This window comes from Ancylobacter sp. TW_SC_1, assembly GCF_056836805.1.
The window spans coordinates 3,530,280-3,547,618 of record NZ_CM166365.1 but is presented as its reverse complement, the minus strand read 5'-3'; the positions used below and the strand labels follow the sequence as shown (position 1 = coordinate 3,547,618).

The 17,339-nt window shown below is 68.3% G+C and carries 14 protein-coding genes; 9 read left to right on the top strand and 5 right to left on the bottom strand.

Going from position 1 to position 17,339, the window contains the following annotated elements:
- Positions 1-12 precede the first annotated feature (12 nt).
- From AC1PZ7_RS16630 to AC1PZ7_RS16620, 3 genes are all read left to right on the top strand, one after another.
- Positions 13-756 carry a TerC family protein gene (locus tag AC1PZ7_RS16630; RefSeq protein ID WP_482356314.1) on the top strand — a complete coding sequence of 248 codons (744 nt, stop codon included), beginning with the start codon at positions 13-15 and terminating at the stop codon, positions 754-756.
- A 67-nt stretch (positions 757-823) separates the two neighbouring features.
- The gene (locus AC1PZ7_RS16625; RefSeq protein ID WP_482356313.1) at positions 824-2,932 is read left to right on the top strand and encodes a molybdopterin-containing oxidoreductase family protein; all 2,109 of its coding nucleotides are present in this window, start codon (positions 824-826) and stop codon (positions 2,930-2,932) included.
- 196 nt (positions 2,933-3,128) lie between these two features.
- Entirely contained in the window at positions 3,129-3,608 is a 480-nt protein-coding gene (locus AC1PZ7_RS16620) for a hypothetical protein (RefSeq protein ID WP_482356312.1), read from the top strand.
- A gap of 100 nt (positions 3,609-3,708) precedes the next feature.
- Here the strand turns inward: AC1PZ7_RS16620 and AC1PZ7_RS16615 are convergent, their stop codons facing one another.
- The 4 genes from AC1PZ7_RS16615 to AC1PZ7_RS16600 form a co-directional block, all read right to left on the bottom strand.
- Positions 3,709-4,335 carry a hypothetical protein gene (locus tag AC1PZ7_RS16615; protein ID WP_482356311.1) on the bottom strand — a complete coding sequence of 209 codons (627 nt, stop codon included), beginning with the start codon at positions 4,333-4,335 and terminating at the stop codon, positions 3,709-3,711.
- A 152-nt stretch (positions 4,336-4,487) separates the two neighbouring features.
- Positions 4,488-5,141 (bottom strand): phosphoribosylglycinamide formyltransferase, encoded by a 654-nt coding sequence (purN, locus tag AC1PZ7_RS16610; protein ID WP_482356310.1) that lies wholly within the window; start codon positions 5,139-5,141, stop codon positions 4,488-4,490.
- A 15-nt stretch (positions 5,142-5,156) separates the two neighbouring features.
- A complete protein-coding gene (purM, locus tag AC1PZ7_RS16605; RefSeq protein ID WP_482356309.1) occupies positions 5,157-6,236 on the bottom strand; it encodes a phosphoribosylformylglycinamidine cyclo-ligase in 1,080 nt (359 codons plus the stop codon).
- Positions 6,237-6,307: 71 nt separating this feature from the next.
- A complete protein-coding gene (locus AC1PZ7_RS16600; RefSeq protein ID WP_482356308.1) occupies positions 6,308-7,456 on the bottom strand; it encodes a benzoate/H(+) symporter BenE family transporter in 1,149 nt (382 codons plus the stop codon).
- Between the two features lie 206 nt (positions 7,457-7,662).
- Here AC1PZ7_RS16600 and AC1PZ7_RS16595 point away from each other — a divergent pair, with 206 nt between their 5' ends.
- Genes AC1PZ7_RS16595 through ppx form a run of 4 tightly spaced genes read left to right on the top strand, consistent with a single transcriptional unit; the run spans position 7,663 to position 13,344 of the window.
- Positions 7,663-8,778: an AI-2E family transporter gene (locus AC1PZ7_RS16595; RefSeq protein WP_482356307.1), complete on the top strand. Its 1,116-nt coding sequence runs from the start codon at positions 7,663-7,665 to the stop codon at positions 8,776-8,778.
- Between the two features lie 4 nt (positions 8,779-8,782).
- On the top strand, positions 8,783-9,520 hold the full coding sequence (locus AC1PZ7_RS16590) for a P-loop NTPase family protein (RefSeq protein ID WP_482356306.1): 738 nt from the start codon (positions 8,783-8,785) through the stop codon (positions 9,518-9,520).
- Between the two features lie 7 nt (positions 9,521-9,527).
- A complete protein-coding gene (locus tag AC1PZ7_RS16585) occupies positions 9,528-11,822 on the top strand; it encodes an RNA degradosome polyphosphate kinase (RefSeq protein WP_482356305.1) in 2,295 nt (764 codons plus the stop codon).
- A gap of 4 nt (positions 11,823-11,826) precedes the next feature.
- Positions 11,827-13,344: an exopolyphosphatase gene (ppx, locus tag AC1PZ7_RS16580; protein ID WP_482356304.1), complete on the top strand. Its 1,518-nt coding sequence runs from the start codon at positions 11,827-11,829 to the stop codon at positions 13,342-13,344.
- A gap of 115 nt (positions 13,345-13,459) precedes the next feature.
- On the opposite strand, the gene rnd is transcribed toward ppx, so the two are convergent.
- Positions 13,460-14,620 carry a ribonuclease D gene (gene rnd / locus AC1PZ7_RS16575; protein ID WP_482356303.1) on the bottom strand — a complete coding sequence of 387 codons (1,161 nt, stop codon included), beginning with the start codon at positions 14,618-14,620 and terminating at the stop codon, positions 13,460-13,462.
- Between the two features lie 140 nt (positions 14,621-14,760).
- On the opposite strand from rnd, the gene AC1PZ7_RS16570 reads away from it, so the two are divergent.
- Positions 14,761-15,231, top strand: a complete 471-nt coding sequence (locus tag AC1PZ7_RS16570) for a DUF992 domain-containing protein (protein ID WP_482356302.1) — start codon at positions 14,761-14,763, stop codon at positions 15,229-15,231.
- Between the two features lie 162 nt (positions 15,232-15,393).
- Entirely contained in the window at positions 15,394-17,226 is a 1,833-nt protein-coding gene (aspS, locus tag AC1PZ7_RS16565; protein WP_482356301.1) for an aspartate--tRNA ligase, read from the top strand.
- The last annotated feature ends 113 nt before the right edge of the window (positions 17,227-17,339 follow it).

Here is a 17,339-nt window from a genome sequence, read left to right as displayed (position 1 = left end):
AGAGAGGATACGATGGATTTTTCGAGCCCCGTCTTCTGGGTAGCGTTGCTCCAGATCATCTGGATTGACCTCCTTCTCTCCGGCGACAACGCAGTCGTCATCGCGCTGGCCTGCCGCTCGCTGCCCGAGAAGCAGCGCAAATGGGGCATCCTGCTGGGTGCCGGCGCGGCGGTTGGCCTGCGCATCCTGTTCGCGCTGGCGGTGTCCTACCTGCTCGGCGTTCCGCTGCTCAAGGTGGTCGGCGCGCTGCTGCTGTTCTGGATCGCCATCAAGCTTGTGCTCGACGAAGGTGGGGAGGGCCATCATGTTGAGGGCGCGGACAGCCTGTGGAAGGCCGTGCGCACGATCGCCATCGCCGACGCGGTGATGAGCCTCGACAATGTGGTCGCCATCGCCGCCGCCGCGCGCGGCCATGCCGAACTGTTCATCTTCGGCCTGCTGCTCACCATCCCGCTGATCGTCTTCGGCTCGCAGATCATCCTGAAGCTGATCTCGCGCTTCCCGATCCTCATCTGGTTCGGCGCCGCGCTGCTCGGCTGGATCGCGGGCGAGATGATGGTCAGCGACAAGGTGGTGCTGGAGACCATGCTGGGTTTCGCGCCGGAGATGGTCGAGAAGGTGAGCGATCCCGAGGATCCGGTCGGTCTGAAGCCGGCGGCGCTTCCGCACTACGTGGCGGCAGCAGTCGGCGCGGTCTTCGTCGTGGCCTTCGGCTGGATCGTCAAGAGCCGCCGTTCGGAGGCGACCGCGCACTGAGTGCGGCCTTCCGACGAGGTGTAAAAAGAGGGGGCGCTCCGCTACGATGGTGGCGGAGCGCCTTTTCATGAATCAGCACATCCCGCCGACCCGTACCGGCTATTCCGCCTGTCCGCACGACTGCCCCTCCACCTGCGCGCTGGAGATCGACGCCTCGGACGGGCGCATCGGCCGGGTGCGCGGGTCGCGCCTCAACACATTCACGGCCGGCGTCATCTGCGCCAAGGTCGCGCGCTACGCGGAGCGGGCGCATCATCCGGACCGGTTGATGCAGCCACTGCGGCGGACCGGGCCGAAGGGCGCGGGACAGTTCGCGCCCATCTCCTGGGACGAGGCGCTGGACGAGATCGCCGCGCGGTTCCAGACAGCCGAGCGCGCGCATGGACCGGAGGCGGTCTGGCCCTATTATTATGCCGGCACGATGGGGCTGGTGATGCGCGACGGCATCAACCGGCTGACCCATGCCAAGGGCTATTCGCGTTTTTTCTCAAGCATTTGCGTCAATCCCGCCTGGAGCGGCTTCCTCGCCGGCACGGGAAGGCTCGCCGGGCCGGACCCGCGCGAGATGGCGACGTCGGATCTCGTGGTGATCTGGGGCACCAATCCGGTGGCGACCCAGATCAACGTCATGACGCACGCCATCCGCGCCCGCAAGGAACGCGGCGCGAAGATCGCGGTGGTCGACGTCTATCGCTCGCCGACCATGGAACAGGCTGATATTCCTATCCTTATTCGTCCCGGGACGGATGGCGCGCTGGCCTGCGCGGTGATGCATGTGCTGTTTCGGGACGGCCTTGCCGATCGCGATTACCTGGCCGCCTATGCCGACGATCCGGCGGGTCTCGAGGCGCATCTCGAGACCCGCACGGCTGCATGGGCTGCTGCCATCACCGGACTGCCAGCTGCAGAAATCGAGGCCTTCGCGCAGGCCATCGGCCGGACGCCGAAAACCTTCATCCGCGCCGGCTACGGCTTCACCCGCTCGCGCAACGGCGCGGTGGCGATGCACGCGGTGAGCTGCATCCCGACCGTGACCGGCGCCTGGAAGCACGAGGGCGGCGGCGTCTTCCATTCCAACAGCGCGATCTACCGCTGGAACAAGCGGATGATCGAAGGGCGCGACATAAGGGGCGTCACCTCGCGCGAGCTCGACCAGTCGCGCATCGGCGAGATCCTGACCGGCGAACCCGAGGCGCTGGCGGGCGGCCCGCCGGTGAGCGCCATGCTGATCCAGAACACCAACCCGGTTTCCGTCGCGCCCGACCAGGAGAAGGTGCGGCGCGGGTTCGCGCGCGAGGACCTGTTCGTCGCCGTGCACGAGCAGTTCATGACCGAGACGGCGCAGATGGCCGACATCGTGCTGCCGGCCACCATGTTCACCGAGCATGACGACCTCTATCAGGGCGGCGGCAACCAGTATGTCATCCTCGGCCCCAAGCTGGTCGAGCCGCCGGGCGAATGCCGCTCCAACCACGAGGTGATCTGCGCTCTGGCCGAGCGGCTGGGGGCCGAGCACGCCGGCTTCGGCATGAGCCCGCGCGCCCATATCGACTGGACGCTGCAGGCGACCGGGCGCGGCACGGTGGAGGAGCTGGAGGAAAAACGCTTCCTCGACATCCAGCCGGATTTCGAGACGGCGCATTACCTCAAGGGCTTCGACTGGCCGGACGGCAGGTTCCGCCTGAAGCCGGACTGGGCGCGCTCGCGCTTTGCCGCGCCGGGCAAGTTCGGCCCCTATGAGGACATGCCGGAATGGCCGGACCACTGGGCGGTGATCGAGGAGGCGAACGAGGACTATCCGTTCCGCCTGGTGACCTCGCCGGCACGCTCCTTCCTCAATTCCAGCTTCACCGAGACGGCCGGATCCATCGCCCGCGAGAAGCGGCCGGAACTGATGATCCACCCAGAGGACGCCGCCGCTCTCGGCGTGGTCGAGGGCGACCTCGTGCGCGTGACCAGCGCGCGCGGCGCGGTGCAACTTCATGCCCGCCTGTTCGACGGGCTGCGGCACGGCGTGGTGGTGGCGGAATCGATCTGGCCGAACCGCGCCCATGCGGGCGGACGCGGCATCAACAGCCTCACCGGCGCCGATCCGGTCGCCCCCGTCGGCGGCGCGGCGCTGCACGACAACCGGGTGCGGATCGAGCGCATCGCGCGCGCCGACGGCGTGGCATAGTGGGCCGTCATGAGGCGGCCTGGCGGAATGTGCCGTGAGCCGCGCATCGAGACCGACGGATGCAGGCAGAACGCACGTTGGCGTTCAACTTGCCGTCGCGCCCGCCGGCGCTCCCCGCTACCATGGCGCCCGCCGGGGGCGCCGAAACACGGCGCCGGGCACGCACGGATACGATTTCAAGCAGTGAGGTACCCGAATGAAATACGCGGTATTGTTCTCGGTTCTGGCCCTGACCAGCGTTGCGGCCCAGCCCGTTCTGGCCGGCGACGGCTTCCAATGCCCGGCCAAGCCGCTGGTGGCGCCCCGTGACGCCCGTGTCCAGGCCGCCCTGCCGTCGGGCGATGGGCTCGACAAGGTGGAGGCGCTGAATACCGCCGTGGCGACGCTTCGCGGGGAGGGCGTCAACCCGATCCTGATCATCGATGGCCTGATCGCCGCCTATTGCCCGACCGTCGCGGCTCTCCCGCAACTGACGGATGCGCAGAAGAACACGCGCGTGACGCGCTTCGCCGCCCGGGTGACGCGAACGGTCTATGCCCTGGACAGCGCGGACATGGTCATTCTGGACGTGTCGCTCCCGCCTGCCGTCGTCGACACCATCAACGCGAAGGCCAGCGCGGCCGGCATCTCGTCCGAGGACTGGATTCGCGGCGCGGTCGACAAGGCTCTCCAGTAAGTCGACGAGGCTCTCCGCCAAAAAGAAGGACGCCGGCGGGACTTGCCGGCGTCCTTCTGGTCACTTCAGCGGTCCCTGCGGCCGCGCGGCGAACCGCGCGTCAGCCCAGCAGCGGATCGGGATTGAAGTCGTGCAGCGGCACGTCCGCCACGCCCCACGAGCGGGTGCAGACGTGGAGATGCACGTCCTTTGCGCCCTTCGCCTTCAGGATCGACACGATCGTCGCGTCCTTGGCGGGGTCGGGCGCATGAACCCACAGCAGAAGGCCACCATTCAGGACCTGGCGCTGGACGTTCGCGGCGTGCTTGCGGCCGAAAGCGCGCGCGAAGATCAGGCCGAGCGCGCCGCCCGCCGCCGTGCCGCCGGCCGTGATCGCGAGGGTAGGAATGAGGGCCGCGCCGCCCGTTCCAACCACGGCCGCGAGGCCGAGTCCGGCCAGCAGCGCCGGCGTCGCCGCGACGGCGGCAAGGCCCTCATTACGGGAATCCTGCGAGACGAAGGCCGCACGCTCGGTGTCGCCGAGATCCTCGAGTTCCTTCGTCGGGCGGTTCGGGCCGGAAAGCCGGTCGCTATGGGCGAGCAGGCTCATATCCTCATATTGCAGGCCGGCCTCGATGAGCGCATCGACCGCCGCGTTGAGTGCCTTCTCGTCCTCGAAGACCGCGACCGCCTCGCGCTCCTGATAGAGCTGATCGTCGTCGCTCGCGTCCAAATGCTTTGCCGCCATGTCGTTTTCTCCTCGGCGAAGGCGTCTTCCCCAAGGATACTTTTTAACGGTGCCAACCAAGTCGACGCAAGGCGTGATCGAGCGCGGCAGGGGACGGCGTTTCGCCGCTGGAGGGAAATGAGAACCCGCAAGGCGGCTCCCCCGTCCGTCGATCAGCCTGCCGGGGGCACCACCAGCGCGGGCGGGGCGACCACGAATTCGTCGACCGCCACGCGGCTGCCGTCGAGCCGGGCGCGACCATCGGCGACGAGGCGCAGCGCGGCGGGATAGATGACGTGCTCCTGCGCCAGCACGCGGGCGCCGAGCGTCTCGGGCGTGTCGCCGTCCAGCACCGGCACGGCGGCCTGCATGATGATGGGGCCGACATCCATTTCCGGGGTGACGAAATGCACGGTGCAGCCATGGATGCGCACGCCCTCGGCAAGCGCGCGCTCATGGGTGTGCAGGCCCTTGAAGCTCGGCAGCAAGGCGGGGTGGATGTTGATCATCCGCCCGGCCCATTTCTGCGTGAAGCCGGGGGTGAGCAGCCGCATGAAGCCGGCGAGGCAGACGAGGTCGGCCTGCTCCTCCACCAGCACGGCATCGAGCGCCGCGTCGAAGGAGGCACGGTCGGGATAAGCCTTGTGGTCGACGGTGCGGATGGGGATGTTGCAGGCCTGCGCGCGGGCGAGGCCATGCGCCTCGGGCCGGTTGGAGACGACCACCGCGATCTCGACCGGAAAGTCCGGCGCGCTCGCCGCCTCGATCAGCGACATCATGTTGGAGCCGCGCCCGGAGATGAGGACGGCCGCGCGGGGCTTCGTCATGCGTTCACGCGCCTCTCAGAGCGGCTGGTCGACGGCGAGGCTGCCGTCATAGACGGTGTGCGCCGCGCCCTCGCCGGGCTCGATGGCGCCGAGATGGATCACTTCCTCGCCGGCATCGGCGAAGGCGTCGGCGACCGTCTCGCAATCCTCGGGGGCGCAGACCACGACCATGCCGATGCCGCAGTTGAAGGCGCGCAGCATCTCCTCCGGCGCCACCTTGCCGACCTGCGCCAGCCAGCGGAAGACGGGAGGAACGGGGAGGCCGGAGAGGTCGATGCGCCCGACCGTGTGCTTGGGCAGCACGCGCGGCAGGTTCTCGGTGAGGCCGCCGCCGGTGATGTGGGCCAGCGCCTTCACCTTGCCGGTCGAGCGGATGGCCGCCAGCGCGGACTTCACATAGAGCCGCGTGGGGGTGAGCAGCGCCTCGCCCAGCGAATGGCCCTGCGCGAACGGGGCCGGCGCGTCCCAGGCGAGGCCCGAGACCTCGACGATGCGGCGCACCAGCGAATAGCCGTTGGAATGCACGCCCGAGGAGGCGAGGCCGAGCAGCACGTCGCCGGGGCGGACGTTGGGGGAGGGCAGCAGCTCGCCGCGCTCCACCGCGCCGACGGAGAAGCCGGCGAGATCATAGTCGCCCTCGGCATACATGCCGGGCATCTCGGCGGTCTCGCCGCCGATCAGCGCGCAGCCGGACTCCCGGCAACCCTTGGCGATGCCGGCGACGATCTTCGCCCCAACCTCGGGCGCCAGCTTGCCGGTGGCGAAATAGTCGAGGAAGAACAGCGGCTCGGCGCCCTGCACCACGAGGTCGTTGACGCACATGGCGACGAGGTCGATGCCGATGGTGTCGTGCCGGCCGGTCTCGATGGCGATCTTCAGCTTGGTGCCGACGCCGTCGGTGGTGGCGACGATGAGCGGGTCCTTGAAGCCGGCGGCCTTCGGGTCGAACACCCCGCCGAAGCCGCCGATGTCGGCGTCGGCGCCCGGCCGGCGCGTCGCCTTGACCAGCGGCTTGATGAGATCGACCAGCCGGTTGCCGGCGTCGATGTCGACGCCCGCATCGCGATAGCTGAGGCCCTTGTCCGTACCGGTCATCGCATGCCCTCTAGGAATGGTGGCGGATTAGCCGCTTATGGAGCGGCGGGCAAGGTGGCGGGCGGTTTTCCCTAGGCCTTCCGCCCCGCATGGTCGATGCCGAGGGCGATCAGGCCGGCGGCCAGCCCCCAGAAGGCCGAGCCGAGGCCGAACAGCGACACGCCGGAGGCGGTGACGGCGAGGGTGAGCACGGCGGGGAACCGCTTGCTGACATCGCCCATGGCGGTGCCGAGCGCGTTGACCAGCGGTCCCAGCAGGGCGAGGCCGGCGAAGGTCGCCACCAGCCCGGCGGGCAGGGCGGCGATCAGCGCCACAGCGCCGGCGCCGAAGCCGGCGAGCACGACGTAGCTCAGCGCGTAGAACGGCGTCGCCATCCACCGCTTCTGCGGATCCGGGTGGGTGTCCGGCCCGGTGCAGATCGAGGCGGTGATGGCGGCGAGGTTGCTGGTCAGCGAGCCGATCGGTGCGGTGATCAGCGAGGCGATGGCGGTCGTGGCGAGGATCGACGGTGTCGGCGGCTTGTAACCGGCAGCCTGCAGCACCGCGAAGCCGGGCAGGTTCTGCGAGGCCATGGTGACGATGTAGAGCGGCAGCCCGACGCCGATCAGCGCCTGCAGGTCGAAGCGCGGCACGATGAACTCGATCGTCGGCAGCGGCACGCCGTCCGGCAGCGGGCCGACGCGGCCGAGGAAGAAGGCGAGGGCGATGCCGATGGCGAGCACCGCCAGCACCGCGCCGAACGGGCTGATGCGCCGGGCCACGAGGAAGATCAGCACCAGCGGCAGCACGAGCAGCGGATCGGCCTGGCCGGCGGTGAACACGGCGGTGCAGAAGCGGAACAGCACGCCCGCCAGCATGGCGGCGGCGATGGCGACCGGCAGGCGCTGCACCAGCGCGCCGAGCGGCTTCACCGCGGCGGTGACGAGGATCAGCAGGCCGGCGACGAGGAAGGCGCCGACCGCGGTCTCGATGGTCAGCCCGTGCGAGCCGGCGATCAGCGCCGCGCCGGGAGTGGTCCAGGCGGTGATGATCGGCATGCGGTGGCGCCATCCGAGCCACGCCGAGGTGAACGCCATGGACAGGCACAGGCCGATGACGCCCGAGGTGATCTGCCCGGGCGTGGCGCCGACCGCCTGAGCGGCCGCGACGATGAGGGTGAGGGTGCCGCCGAAGCCGACGAGCGCGGCAACGATGCCGGAAGTGACGAGGGAGGAACGCATGCGGTGGGCCACTTTCAGGCACAGGTGACGAGGTGCTTCGCCTTGTGCCACGACGGAGCGTGGAAGGCCACGGTCCGCCCCGGCGGGCTGCGCTGTGAATGGCGGGGGCGGCATCCCTTGCGGCATTGCTTGTGCATCGCACGCGCCGCATTTTCCTGTATCTATGGTGCCGACGGCGCAGGGCCGGATCTCGGAGTGGTTTTCGCATGGCCTGGCACAAGCAGGTGACGTTCTGGCTGACCGTGCTCGGGCTGTTCATCGCCGCGGCCTGGCTGCTGAGCAGCGTGCTCCTGCCGTTCGTCGCCGGTCTCGCGCTCGCCTATTTCCTCAATCCCGTGACGACGCGGCTGGAACGCTGGGGCGTCAACCGGCTGGTGGCGTCGCTGGCGACCATCGCCCTCACGCTGTTGCTGGCGATCCTGCTGATGCTGCTGGTGGTGCCGATCTTCGGCTCGCAGCTCGCCGCCTTCATCCAGCGGCTGCCGGAATACGTCGTCAAGCTGCAGAACATGATGACGGGCGAGCGCGCCGAATGGCTGCGCGACTTCGTCGGCGACCGGATGCCGAGCATCCAGCAGGGCCTCAGCGAGCTGGTGACGCAGGGCGCCACCTACATGCTCACCCTGATCCAGGGGCTGTGGACCGGCGGGCAGGCGCTGATCTCGCTGTTCTCGCTGCTGGTGATCACGCCGGTGGTCGCGTTCTATATCCTCAACGACTGGGAGCACATGGTCGACAAGGTCGATTCCTGGCTGCCGGTGAAGCATCGCGCGGTGATCCGCGATCTCGCGCGGCAGATGGACAGCGCCATCGCCGGCTTCGTGCGCGGCCAGTCCATGGTCTGCGTCATTCTCGGCAGCTTCTACGCCATCAGCCTCACCATGACGGGGCTGAATTTCGGCTTTGTCATCGGCTTCGTGTCGGGGATCATCACCTTCATTCCCTATGTCGGCTCGCTGACCGGGCTCGTCCTGGCGGGCGGCGTCGCCATCGTGCAGTTCTTCCCCGACTACTCGATGATCGCGATCGTCATCGGCATCTTCGTCGTCGGCCAGTTCATCGAGGGCTACGTCCTCTCGCCGAAGCTGGTGGGCGACAGCGTCGGCCTGCCGCCGGTCTGGCTGATGTTCGCCCTGCTGGCCTTCGGCTATCTGCTCGGCTTCCTGGGCCTGCTGCTGGCGGTGCCGCTGGCCGCCGCAGTGGGGGTGCTGGTGCGCTTCGCCATCGGGCGCTACCTGCAAAGCCCGCTCTATACCGGCGAGGACGAGCCCGAGACGGTGTCGCCGCCGGGGTCGACCATGCCGGAATCCCGGGCGAGCTGAAATCATGGCCTCCCGGCAGATACCCCTGGACCTGCCGCATGCGGACAGCCGCACGCGGGACGATTTCCTGCCCGGCAAGGCCAATGAGGCGGCGCTGGCGCTTGTCGAATCCTGGCCGGACTGGAGCGCACGCGCCGTCGCGCTGGTCGGGCCGAAGGGCTCGGGCAAGTCGCATCTCGCCGCCATCTTCGCCGAGGCGACGGGCGCCGGCATTGTTCCGGCATCGACGCTCGACGTCGCCATGCTGCCGGCGATGCTGGCCGGCGGGGCGCTGGTGGTGGAAGACCTCGGCGAGGGACCGATACACGAGGCGGCGCTTTTTCACCTGCTGAACCTCGCCGGCGAGCAGAGCGCCCGCCTGCTGGTGACGTCTCGCCGCGCGCCCGCTCTTCTGGCCGAGTCGGTCGCCACGCGCGACCTCGCCTCGCGTCTGCGAGCGATGCCCGCCGTCACGCTCGGGGCGCCGGACGACGAACTGCTGGCGGCTGTGGCGGTGAAGCTGTTCGCCGACCGGCAGATTCTGCCCGACGAGGCGCTGTTGGCCTATCTGCTGCCGCGCGTCGAGCGCTCCATTGCCGGCGTGCGCGACGTCGTCGCCGAACTGGACCGGGAGGCGCTGGCGCGCAAGCGGCCGCTGACCCGGGCGCTGGCCGCCGAACTCCTTCGCGCCCGCGCGGAAGCGGACGGGGAAGCGGCGCGGGAAGCCGATGCCGAGCCCATAAATCACTTGACCAGAGGTTAGCCTCACCATGTCATCCAGCCGTCATGATGCCCGGCGACCTTCGCGCCGGACGAAGCGGGTAGCCCGCAAGAAGGATGGAGTAGCGACGGTGAGCGAGACGGAAACTCAGGTCGAGGCCGAACTGGGGCAGGCGCCCGTCCACGCGCCGGTCGCCGCGCAGCCGCTGCAGGACGAGCTGATGAAATCGCCGGAGCGTTTCATCAATCGCGAGCTCTCCTGGCTGCAGTTCAACCGGCGTGTCCTCGAGGAGGCATCCAACCGCGAGCACCCGCTGCTGGAGCAGCTGCGCTTTCTCTCCATCTCGGCGAACAATCTCGACGAGTTCTTCATGGTCCGCGTCGCCGGCCTGAAGGAGCAGGTGCGCGAGGGCTATGGCGGGCGCAGCCCGGACGGGCTGACCCCGGCCGAGCAGCTTCCGCTGATCAGCACCGCGGTGGCCGAGCTGGCCGAGGACCAGCAGGCGCGCTGGCGCGGGCTGCGGCAGGAGCTGATCGGCAGCGGCATCGTGCTGGTGGACGGTGCGGACGTCGAGAGGGCCGACCGGGCGGTGCTCGACGACTTCTTCCTCGCCCATGTGTTTCCGGTGCTGACGCCGCTCGCCATCGATCCGGCCCATCCGTTCCCGTTCATTCCCAATCTCGGTTTCTCGCTGGCGTTGCAACTCGCCCGTATCCATGACGGGCGTTCGATGAACGCGCTGATCCGCGTGCCGGCCAAGATCGACCGCTTCATCCGGCTGCCGGACGGCGAGGGCGGCCTGCAGCGCTTCATCACGCTGGAGCAGATGATCGGCCTGTTCATCGGCCGGCTGTTCCCGGGCTATCAGGTGAAGGGCCAGGGCGGCTTCCGCGTCATCCGCGACAGCGACCTCGAAGTCGAGGAAGAGGCCGAGGACCTGATGCGCCAGTTCGAGAGCGCGCTGAAGCGTCGCCGCCTCGGGCAGGTGATCCGTCTGGAGATCGACGCCTCCATGCCGGAAGAGCTGCGCGGCTTCGTGGCGCGCGAGCTCGGCGTCGCCGGCGACGAGATCTTCCTCGTGGACGGCGTGCTGGCGCTGAACGAGTTCAGCCAGCTCGTCGGCATCGACCGGCCGGACCTCAAGTTCAAGCCGTACAATCCGCGCTTCCCCGAGCGTATCCGCGACCATGCCGGCGACTGCTTCGCCGCCATTCGCGAGAAGGACCTCGTCATCCACCACCCCTACGAATCCTTCGACGCGGTGGTGCAGTTCCTGCGGCAGGCGGCGCGCGATCCGAACGTCGTCGCGATCAAGCAGACGCTCTACCGCACCTCCTCCGACAGCCCCATCGTCCACGCGCTGGCCGAGGCGGCCGAGGCGGGCAAGTCGGTGACGGCGCTGGTCGAGCTGAAGGCCCGCTTCGACGAGGAAGCCAACATACGCTGGGCGCGCGACCTGGAGCGTGCCGGCGTGCAGGTGGTGTTCGGCTTCCTTGAGCTGAAGACCCACGCCAAGCTCTCGCTGGTGGTGCGCCGCGAGGGCGGTGCGCTGGCGAGCTACTGCCATGTCGGCACGGGCAATTATCACCCGATCACCGCGCGCATCTATACCGACCTGTCCTTCTTCACCGCCGACCCGGTGGTCGGCCGCGACGTGGCGCGCATCTTCAATTTCATCACCGGCTATGCCGAGCCGGCGGAGCTGGACGCGATGGCCATCGCGCCGCTTACCCTGAAGAGGCGCATCCTCGACCACATCGCCGCCGAGATCGCCTTCGCCGAGGCCGGCAGGCCGGCGGCGATCTGGCTCAAGATGAACTCGCTGGTCGATCCGATGATCATCGACGCGCTCTACCGCGCCAGCCAGAGCGGCGTGCCGATCGACATCGTCGTGCGCGGCATATGCTGCCTGCGACCGGGCGTGCCGGGCCTGTCGGAGAACATCCGCGTCAAGTCGATCGTCGGCCGCTTCCTCGAGCATGAGCGCATCTATGCCTTCGGCAACGGCTACGGCCTGCCGGACCCGCACGCGGCGCTCTACATCTCCTCGGCCGACCTGATGCCGCGCAATCTCGACCGCCGGGTCGAATCGCTGTGCCCGATCACCAATCCGACCGTTCACATGCAGATCCTCGACCAGATCATGGTCGCCAACCTGCAGGACAACCAGCAGAGCTGGCGCGTGTTGCCGGACGGCTCCTCGCAACGCATAGTGCCGGCCGAGGGCGAAGAGAAGTTCAACGCCCAGCAGTACTTCATGACCAATCCGAGTCTGTCGGGACGTGGCAAGTCGCTCAAAGAATCGTCGCCGCGCAACCTCCTGCGTCGCCGCGACCGCGCGTGATCGCATGAGTGATGCCTTGCGTGAGGCCGGGCACGGCCTGGTATCGGGCGCGCCCATCGCGGTGATCGACATCGGGTCGAATTCGGTTCGTCTGGTGGTCTATGAGCGCCTGTCGCGCAGCCCGACGCCGATCTTCAACGAGAAGGCGTCCTGCGGGCTCGGGCGCGAGGTGTTCACCACCGGGCGGCTCAATGCCGAGGCGGTGGAGAAGGCGCTCGCCACGCTGCGGCGCTTCCGCGCGCTGTGCGACCGGATGGGGGTCGGACGGCTCTACGTGCTCGCCACCGCCGCGGCCCGCGACGCCGCCAACGGGCCGGATTTCGTGACCGCCTGCACCGAAATCTGCCGGACGGAGGTGGAAGTGCTGTCGGGCAAGCGCGAGGCGCAGCTCTCGGCGCTTGGCATCCTCTCGGGCGTGCACCACGCCAACGGCGTGGTCGGCGATCTCGGCGGCGGCTCGCTCGAGCTCGTCGACCTGCACGGCCAGCGCATCGGCACCGGCGCGACCTTTCCGCTCGGCGGTCTCGCGCTGCAGGACACCTCCGGCCGCTCGCTCAAGAAGGCCGACAAGATCGCCAGGGAGCTGCTGACCAAGGAGTCGCATCTCGAACATCTGAAGGGACGCACCTTCTATGCCGTCGGCGGCACCTGGCGCGCGCTGGCGCGGCTGCACATGTTCCAGCGCGGCTATCCGCTGCATGTGATGCACGGCTATGTCATTCCCGGCCGGGAGGCGCTGGAATTCTGCCGGCTGGTGCGCCGGGTGCCGGTCGACACGCTCTCGCGCATCGACACCGTGTCCGACGTGCGCCGTCCGCTGCTCGCCTATGGCGCGCTGGTGCTCGAGCACATCATCCGCGCCGGCAAGCCGGCCAATGTCTACGTCTCCGCGCAGGGCGTGCGCGAGGGCATGCTCTACGAGCTGCTCGCCGATGAAGAGAGGGCGGAGGATCCGCTGATCACCGCCACCACCGAGCTGAACGAGGTGCGCTCGCGCTCCCCGGCCCATGGCTGGGAGCTGATCGAGTGGACCGACCATTTCATGGAGACCACCGGCATCGACGAGAGCGTGGAGGAGAAGCGGCTGCGCCATGCCGCCTGCCTGCTCTCGGACATAAGCTGGCGGGCGCATCCGGACTATCGCGGCGAGCAGAGCCTGAACCTGATCGCCCATGCCGCCTTCATCGGCGTCGACCATCCCGGCCGCGCCTTCCTGGCGCTGGCCATCTATTACCGCCATGTCGGGCTGATCGACGAGGACCTGTCGCCGCGCATCCGCGAGCTGGTCTCGGCGCGGCTGCTCGACCGGGCACGCATCCTCGGCGCGGCGATGCGGGTCGGCTACATCCTCTCCGCCGCCATGCCCGGCACGCTGCCGCTGACGCCGCTGACGGTGGATCGCGGCAAGCTGGCGCTCCGGCTGGCAGGCGACCTCGCCCCGCTCAGTGGCGAGCGCATCGCCAACCGCCTGCGCACCCTGGCGCGGCTGATCGGCCGCGAGCCGATGGTGGTGACGAGCTGAAGCGGCGAGGGCCCGGAGCGAGGCACCGGATTCCACGCCGCTTGAAGTGCTCCAGGTTCAACGATTTGAAGCGTTTTCCAGACGCGAAAGTCGAGCAACTTTCGCGTCTGGCGCTTTAGCCTTCGGCGAGCCGATCCACGGCGATCACGCGGCCGCGCTGCATGGCGAGGGCGAGGCTGCCGGACTTCAGCGCCAGCGCCCGGTCGCCGAACAATTCGCGCCGCCAGCCGTGCAGCGCCGGCACGTCCGGCGCGTCCTCCGACGCGATGCGTTCGAGATCGTCCACCGTGGCGAGGATCTTGGCGGCGACGCCGTGCTGCTCGGAGGTCATGCGCAGCAGAACCTTGAGAAGCTCCACCGTCGCCGAGGCGCCATTCGACAGCGGCTTGTCGCGTTCGATGCGCGGCAGGGTCTTGGGGTCGCGGGCGAGGCCCGCCTTTACCGCCTCGATGATCAACTCGCCGGCGCGGGAGCGCTCGAAGCCTTTCGGAACCGAGCGGAGCTGTCCGAGCTTCTCGATGCTGGTCGGGTGCTGGGAGGCAATCTCGCCGATCACGTCGTCCTTGAGGATGCGTGAGCGCGGCGTGTCGCGCGACTGTGCCTCGCGCTCGCGCCAGGCGGCGACCTCCATCAGCACGGCGAGGTCCTTCGGCTTGCGGGCGCGCGAACGCAGCCGCTCCCAGGCCCGCTCGGGCTCCTGCCGGTACGTGTCCGGCGAGGTGAGCACCGCCATTTCCTCGCCGACCCAGTCGGAGCGGTCGCGCTTCCTGAGGTCCGCGTCGAGCTTGAGGAACACGTCGCGCAGATGGGTGACGTCGGCCTCGGCATAGGCGATCTGGGCGGTGGAGAGCGGGCGGCGCGACCAGTCGGTGAAGCGCAGCGACTTGTCGAGCACCTCGCCGGTGATGCGCTGCACGAGCTGATCGTAGGAAATGGAGTCGCCATGGCCGAGCACCATGGCCGCGACCTGGGTGTCGAACACCGGGTGCGGGATGATGCCGGCGAGGTGCCAGACGATTTCGATGTCCTGCCGGCCGGCATGGAACACCTTAAGCACAGCCGTGTCCGACATCAGCGCGAAGAAGGGTGCGAGATCCATGCCCTCCGCCAGCGCGTCGACCACGACGGCTTCGTCCGGACCCGCGATCTGCACGACGCACAACTTCGGCCAGAAGGTGGTCTCACGCAGAAATTCCGTGTCGACGGTAATGAAGGGATGGCGGGCCAGCCGTTCGCAGGCCGCGGCGAGGGCGTCTGTGGTCGTGATCATGTTCATGCTGAACTTTTACATATCGGAGTCGTGCCGCCGTTTCGACTCCGAATCGTGCCGCAATCCTCCGGCAAGCGTTAACCATCCGCCTCTAGGGTACGGACAGATTCGGGTGCCGGCGCGGCCGGCCGTCAGGGGGACACTCCATGAAGAAGATTCTCTTCGCTCTCACCGCCGTGGCGATGGCCGGCGCGGCCATCCCGGCCTCGGCCGCCGATCGCGTCAAGGCCGGCGTGCTGGTGTGCAATGCCGGCGCCAGCATCGGCATGCTGGTCGAGTCCAAGCAGGAGCTGACCTGCACCTACACGCCGGCCGACAACGGCCCGGTGCAGAACTATGCCGGCACCATCAAGAATATCGGCGTCGAGCTGGGCGTGACCGGCGGCGGCGTGATGACCTGGGGCGTGCTGGCGGTGACGAAGTCGGTCCAGCCCGGCGCGCTGGCCGGTCCCTATGCCGGCGTCACCGGCAATGTGGCGCTGGGCGTGGGCGTCGGCGCCAATGTGCTCGTCGGCTCCGACCAGTCCTTCGCGCTCAACCCGATCTCGGTCGAGGGCAATGTCGGGGCGTCGCTGGCGCTGGGCGTGGGCGGCCTGAACCTTCGCTACGTGCCCTGAGAACCAAGCCGGCGCGAGCCTTTGCCTGACGCGGACCCGGCGCCCGCGCCAGAGCATTCTTGACAAAGCCGAGCCCGACATGCACCCCTCCGCGCGCCCCGCGTGAGGGGTGTTTTCGTTCGCCCGCCGCGTTTCGGCGGGATCTAGCCTCGGGAAGACGTCATGCACCGCTATCGCACGCACACCTGCGGAGCCCTTCGCGCGAGCGATATCGGGGGCAATGCGCGGCTCTCCGGCTGGTGCCATCGTATCCGCGATCATGGCGGCGTGCTGTTCATCGACCTGCGCGACCATTACGGCCTGACGCAGGTGGTGGTCGATCCCGACAGCCCGGCCTTCAAGCTGGCCGAGACGGTGCGCGCGGAATGGGTGATCCGCGTGGACGGGCGCGTGCGCTCGCGTCCCGCCGGCACCGAGAACCCCGACCTGCCGACCGGGCAGGTGGAGATGTACGCCACCGAGATCGAGGTGCTGGGCCCCGCCGCCGAGCTGCCGCTGCCGGTGTTCGGCGATGTCGAATACCCGGAAGAGACGCGGCTGCGCTACCGCTTCCTCGACCTGCGCCGCGAGAAGCTGCACAAGAACATCATGACGCGCGGGGCGATCATCGACGCCATGCGCGCCAGGATGAAGGGGCAGGGCTTCTTCGAGTTCCAGACGCCGATCCTCACCGCCTCCTCGCCGGAGGGCGCGCGCGACTTCCTGGTGCCCTCGCGCCTGCACCCCGGCAAGTTCTACGCCCTGCCGCAGGCGCCGCAGCAGTACAAGCAGCTGATCATGATGAGCGGCTTCGACCGCTATTTCCAGATCGCCCCCTGCTTCCGCGACGAGGACCCGCGCGCCGACCGCCTGCCGGGCGAGTTCTACCAGCTCGACCTGGAGATGAGCTTCGTCGAGCAGGAGGACATCTTCGCCGCGGTGGAGCCGGTCATCACCGGCGTGTTCGAGCAGTTCGCCGACGGCAAGCCGGTGACGAAGAACTGGCCGCGCATTCCCTACGCCACCTCGATGCAGAAATACGGCACCGACAAGCCGGACCTGCGCAACCCGATCGAGATGCAGGACGTGTCCGAGCATTTTCGCGGCTCGGGCTTCAAGGTCTTCGCGCGCATGCTGGAAGACCCGAAGAACCAGGTGTGGGCGATTCCCGGCCGTACCGGCGGCTCGCGCGCCTTCTGCGATCGCATGAATTCATGGGCGCAGGGCGAGGGCCAGCCGGGGCTCGGCTACATCATGTGGTCGGCTCGTACGTCCAGCATCGAAATCTCCATGGACGAAAAGCGCGAGCCTTCCAATTTTCAAGACGTCTTTGAGGGCCGTGGACCGCTGGCAAACAACATTGGTCCTGAGCGCACCGAAGCCATCCGTCAACAGCTCGGACTTGGGTATGGCGACGCCGCCTTCTTCGTCGCCGGCAATCCGGAGAAGTTCGTCCGCTTCGCCGGCCTCGCCCGCACCAAGGTGGGTGAGGAACTGAAGCTGGTCGATCACGACCGTTTCGAGCTGGCGTGGATCGTCGACTTCCCCTTCTACGAGTGGAGCGAGGACGAGAAGAAGGTCGACTTCTCGCACAACCCCTTCTCCATGCCGCAGGGCGGGATCGAGGCGCTGAACACTCAGGATCCGCTGACCATCAAGGCGTTCCAGTACGACATCGCCTGCAACGGCTTCGAGATCGCGTCGGGCGGCATCCGCAACCACCGCCCCGAGGCGATGGTGAAGGCGTTCGAGATCGCCGGCTATGACGAGGCGACGGTGCAGGAGCGCTTCGGCGGCCTCTACCGCGCCTTCCAGTACGGCGCGCCGCCGCATGGTGGCATGGCGGCGGGCGTCGACCGCATCGTGATGCTGCTGTGCGGCGTCACCAATCTGCGCGAGATTTCCATCTTCCCGATGAATCAGCAGGCGCAGGACATCCTGATGGGCGCGCCGAACGAGGCCAGCCCGAAGCAGCTGCGCGAACTGCACATCCGCACCAACCTGCCGGAGAAGTAGCCTTCTCCGGCGTCATCCCGGACGGCCGGTCCGGGATCGTGCGCCGGGCTCGGGTCCGGCCATCCAGACCTCTCGGCCGCGTCCCAAGGATCGCGTCGAAGTGCCGGGCTCCC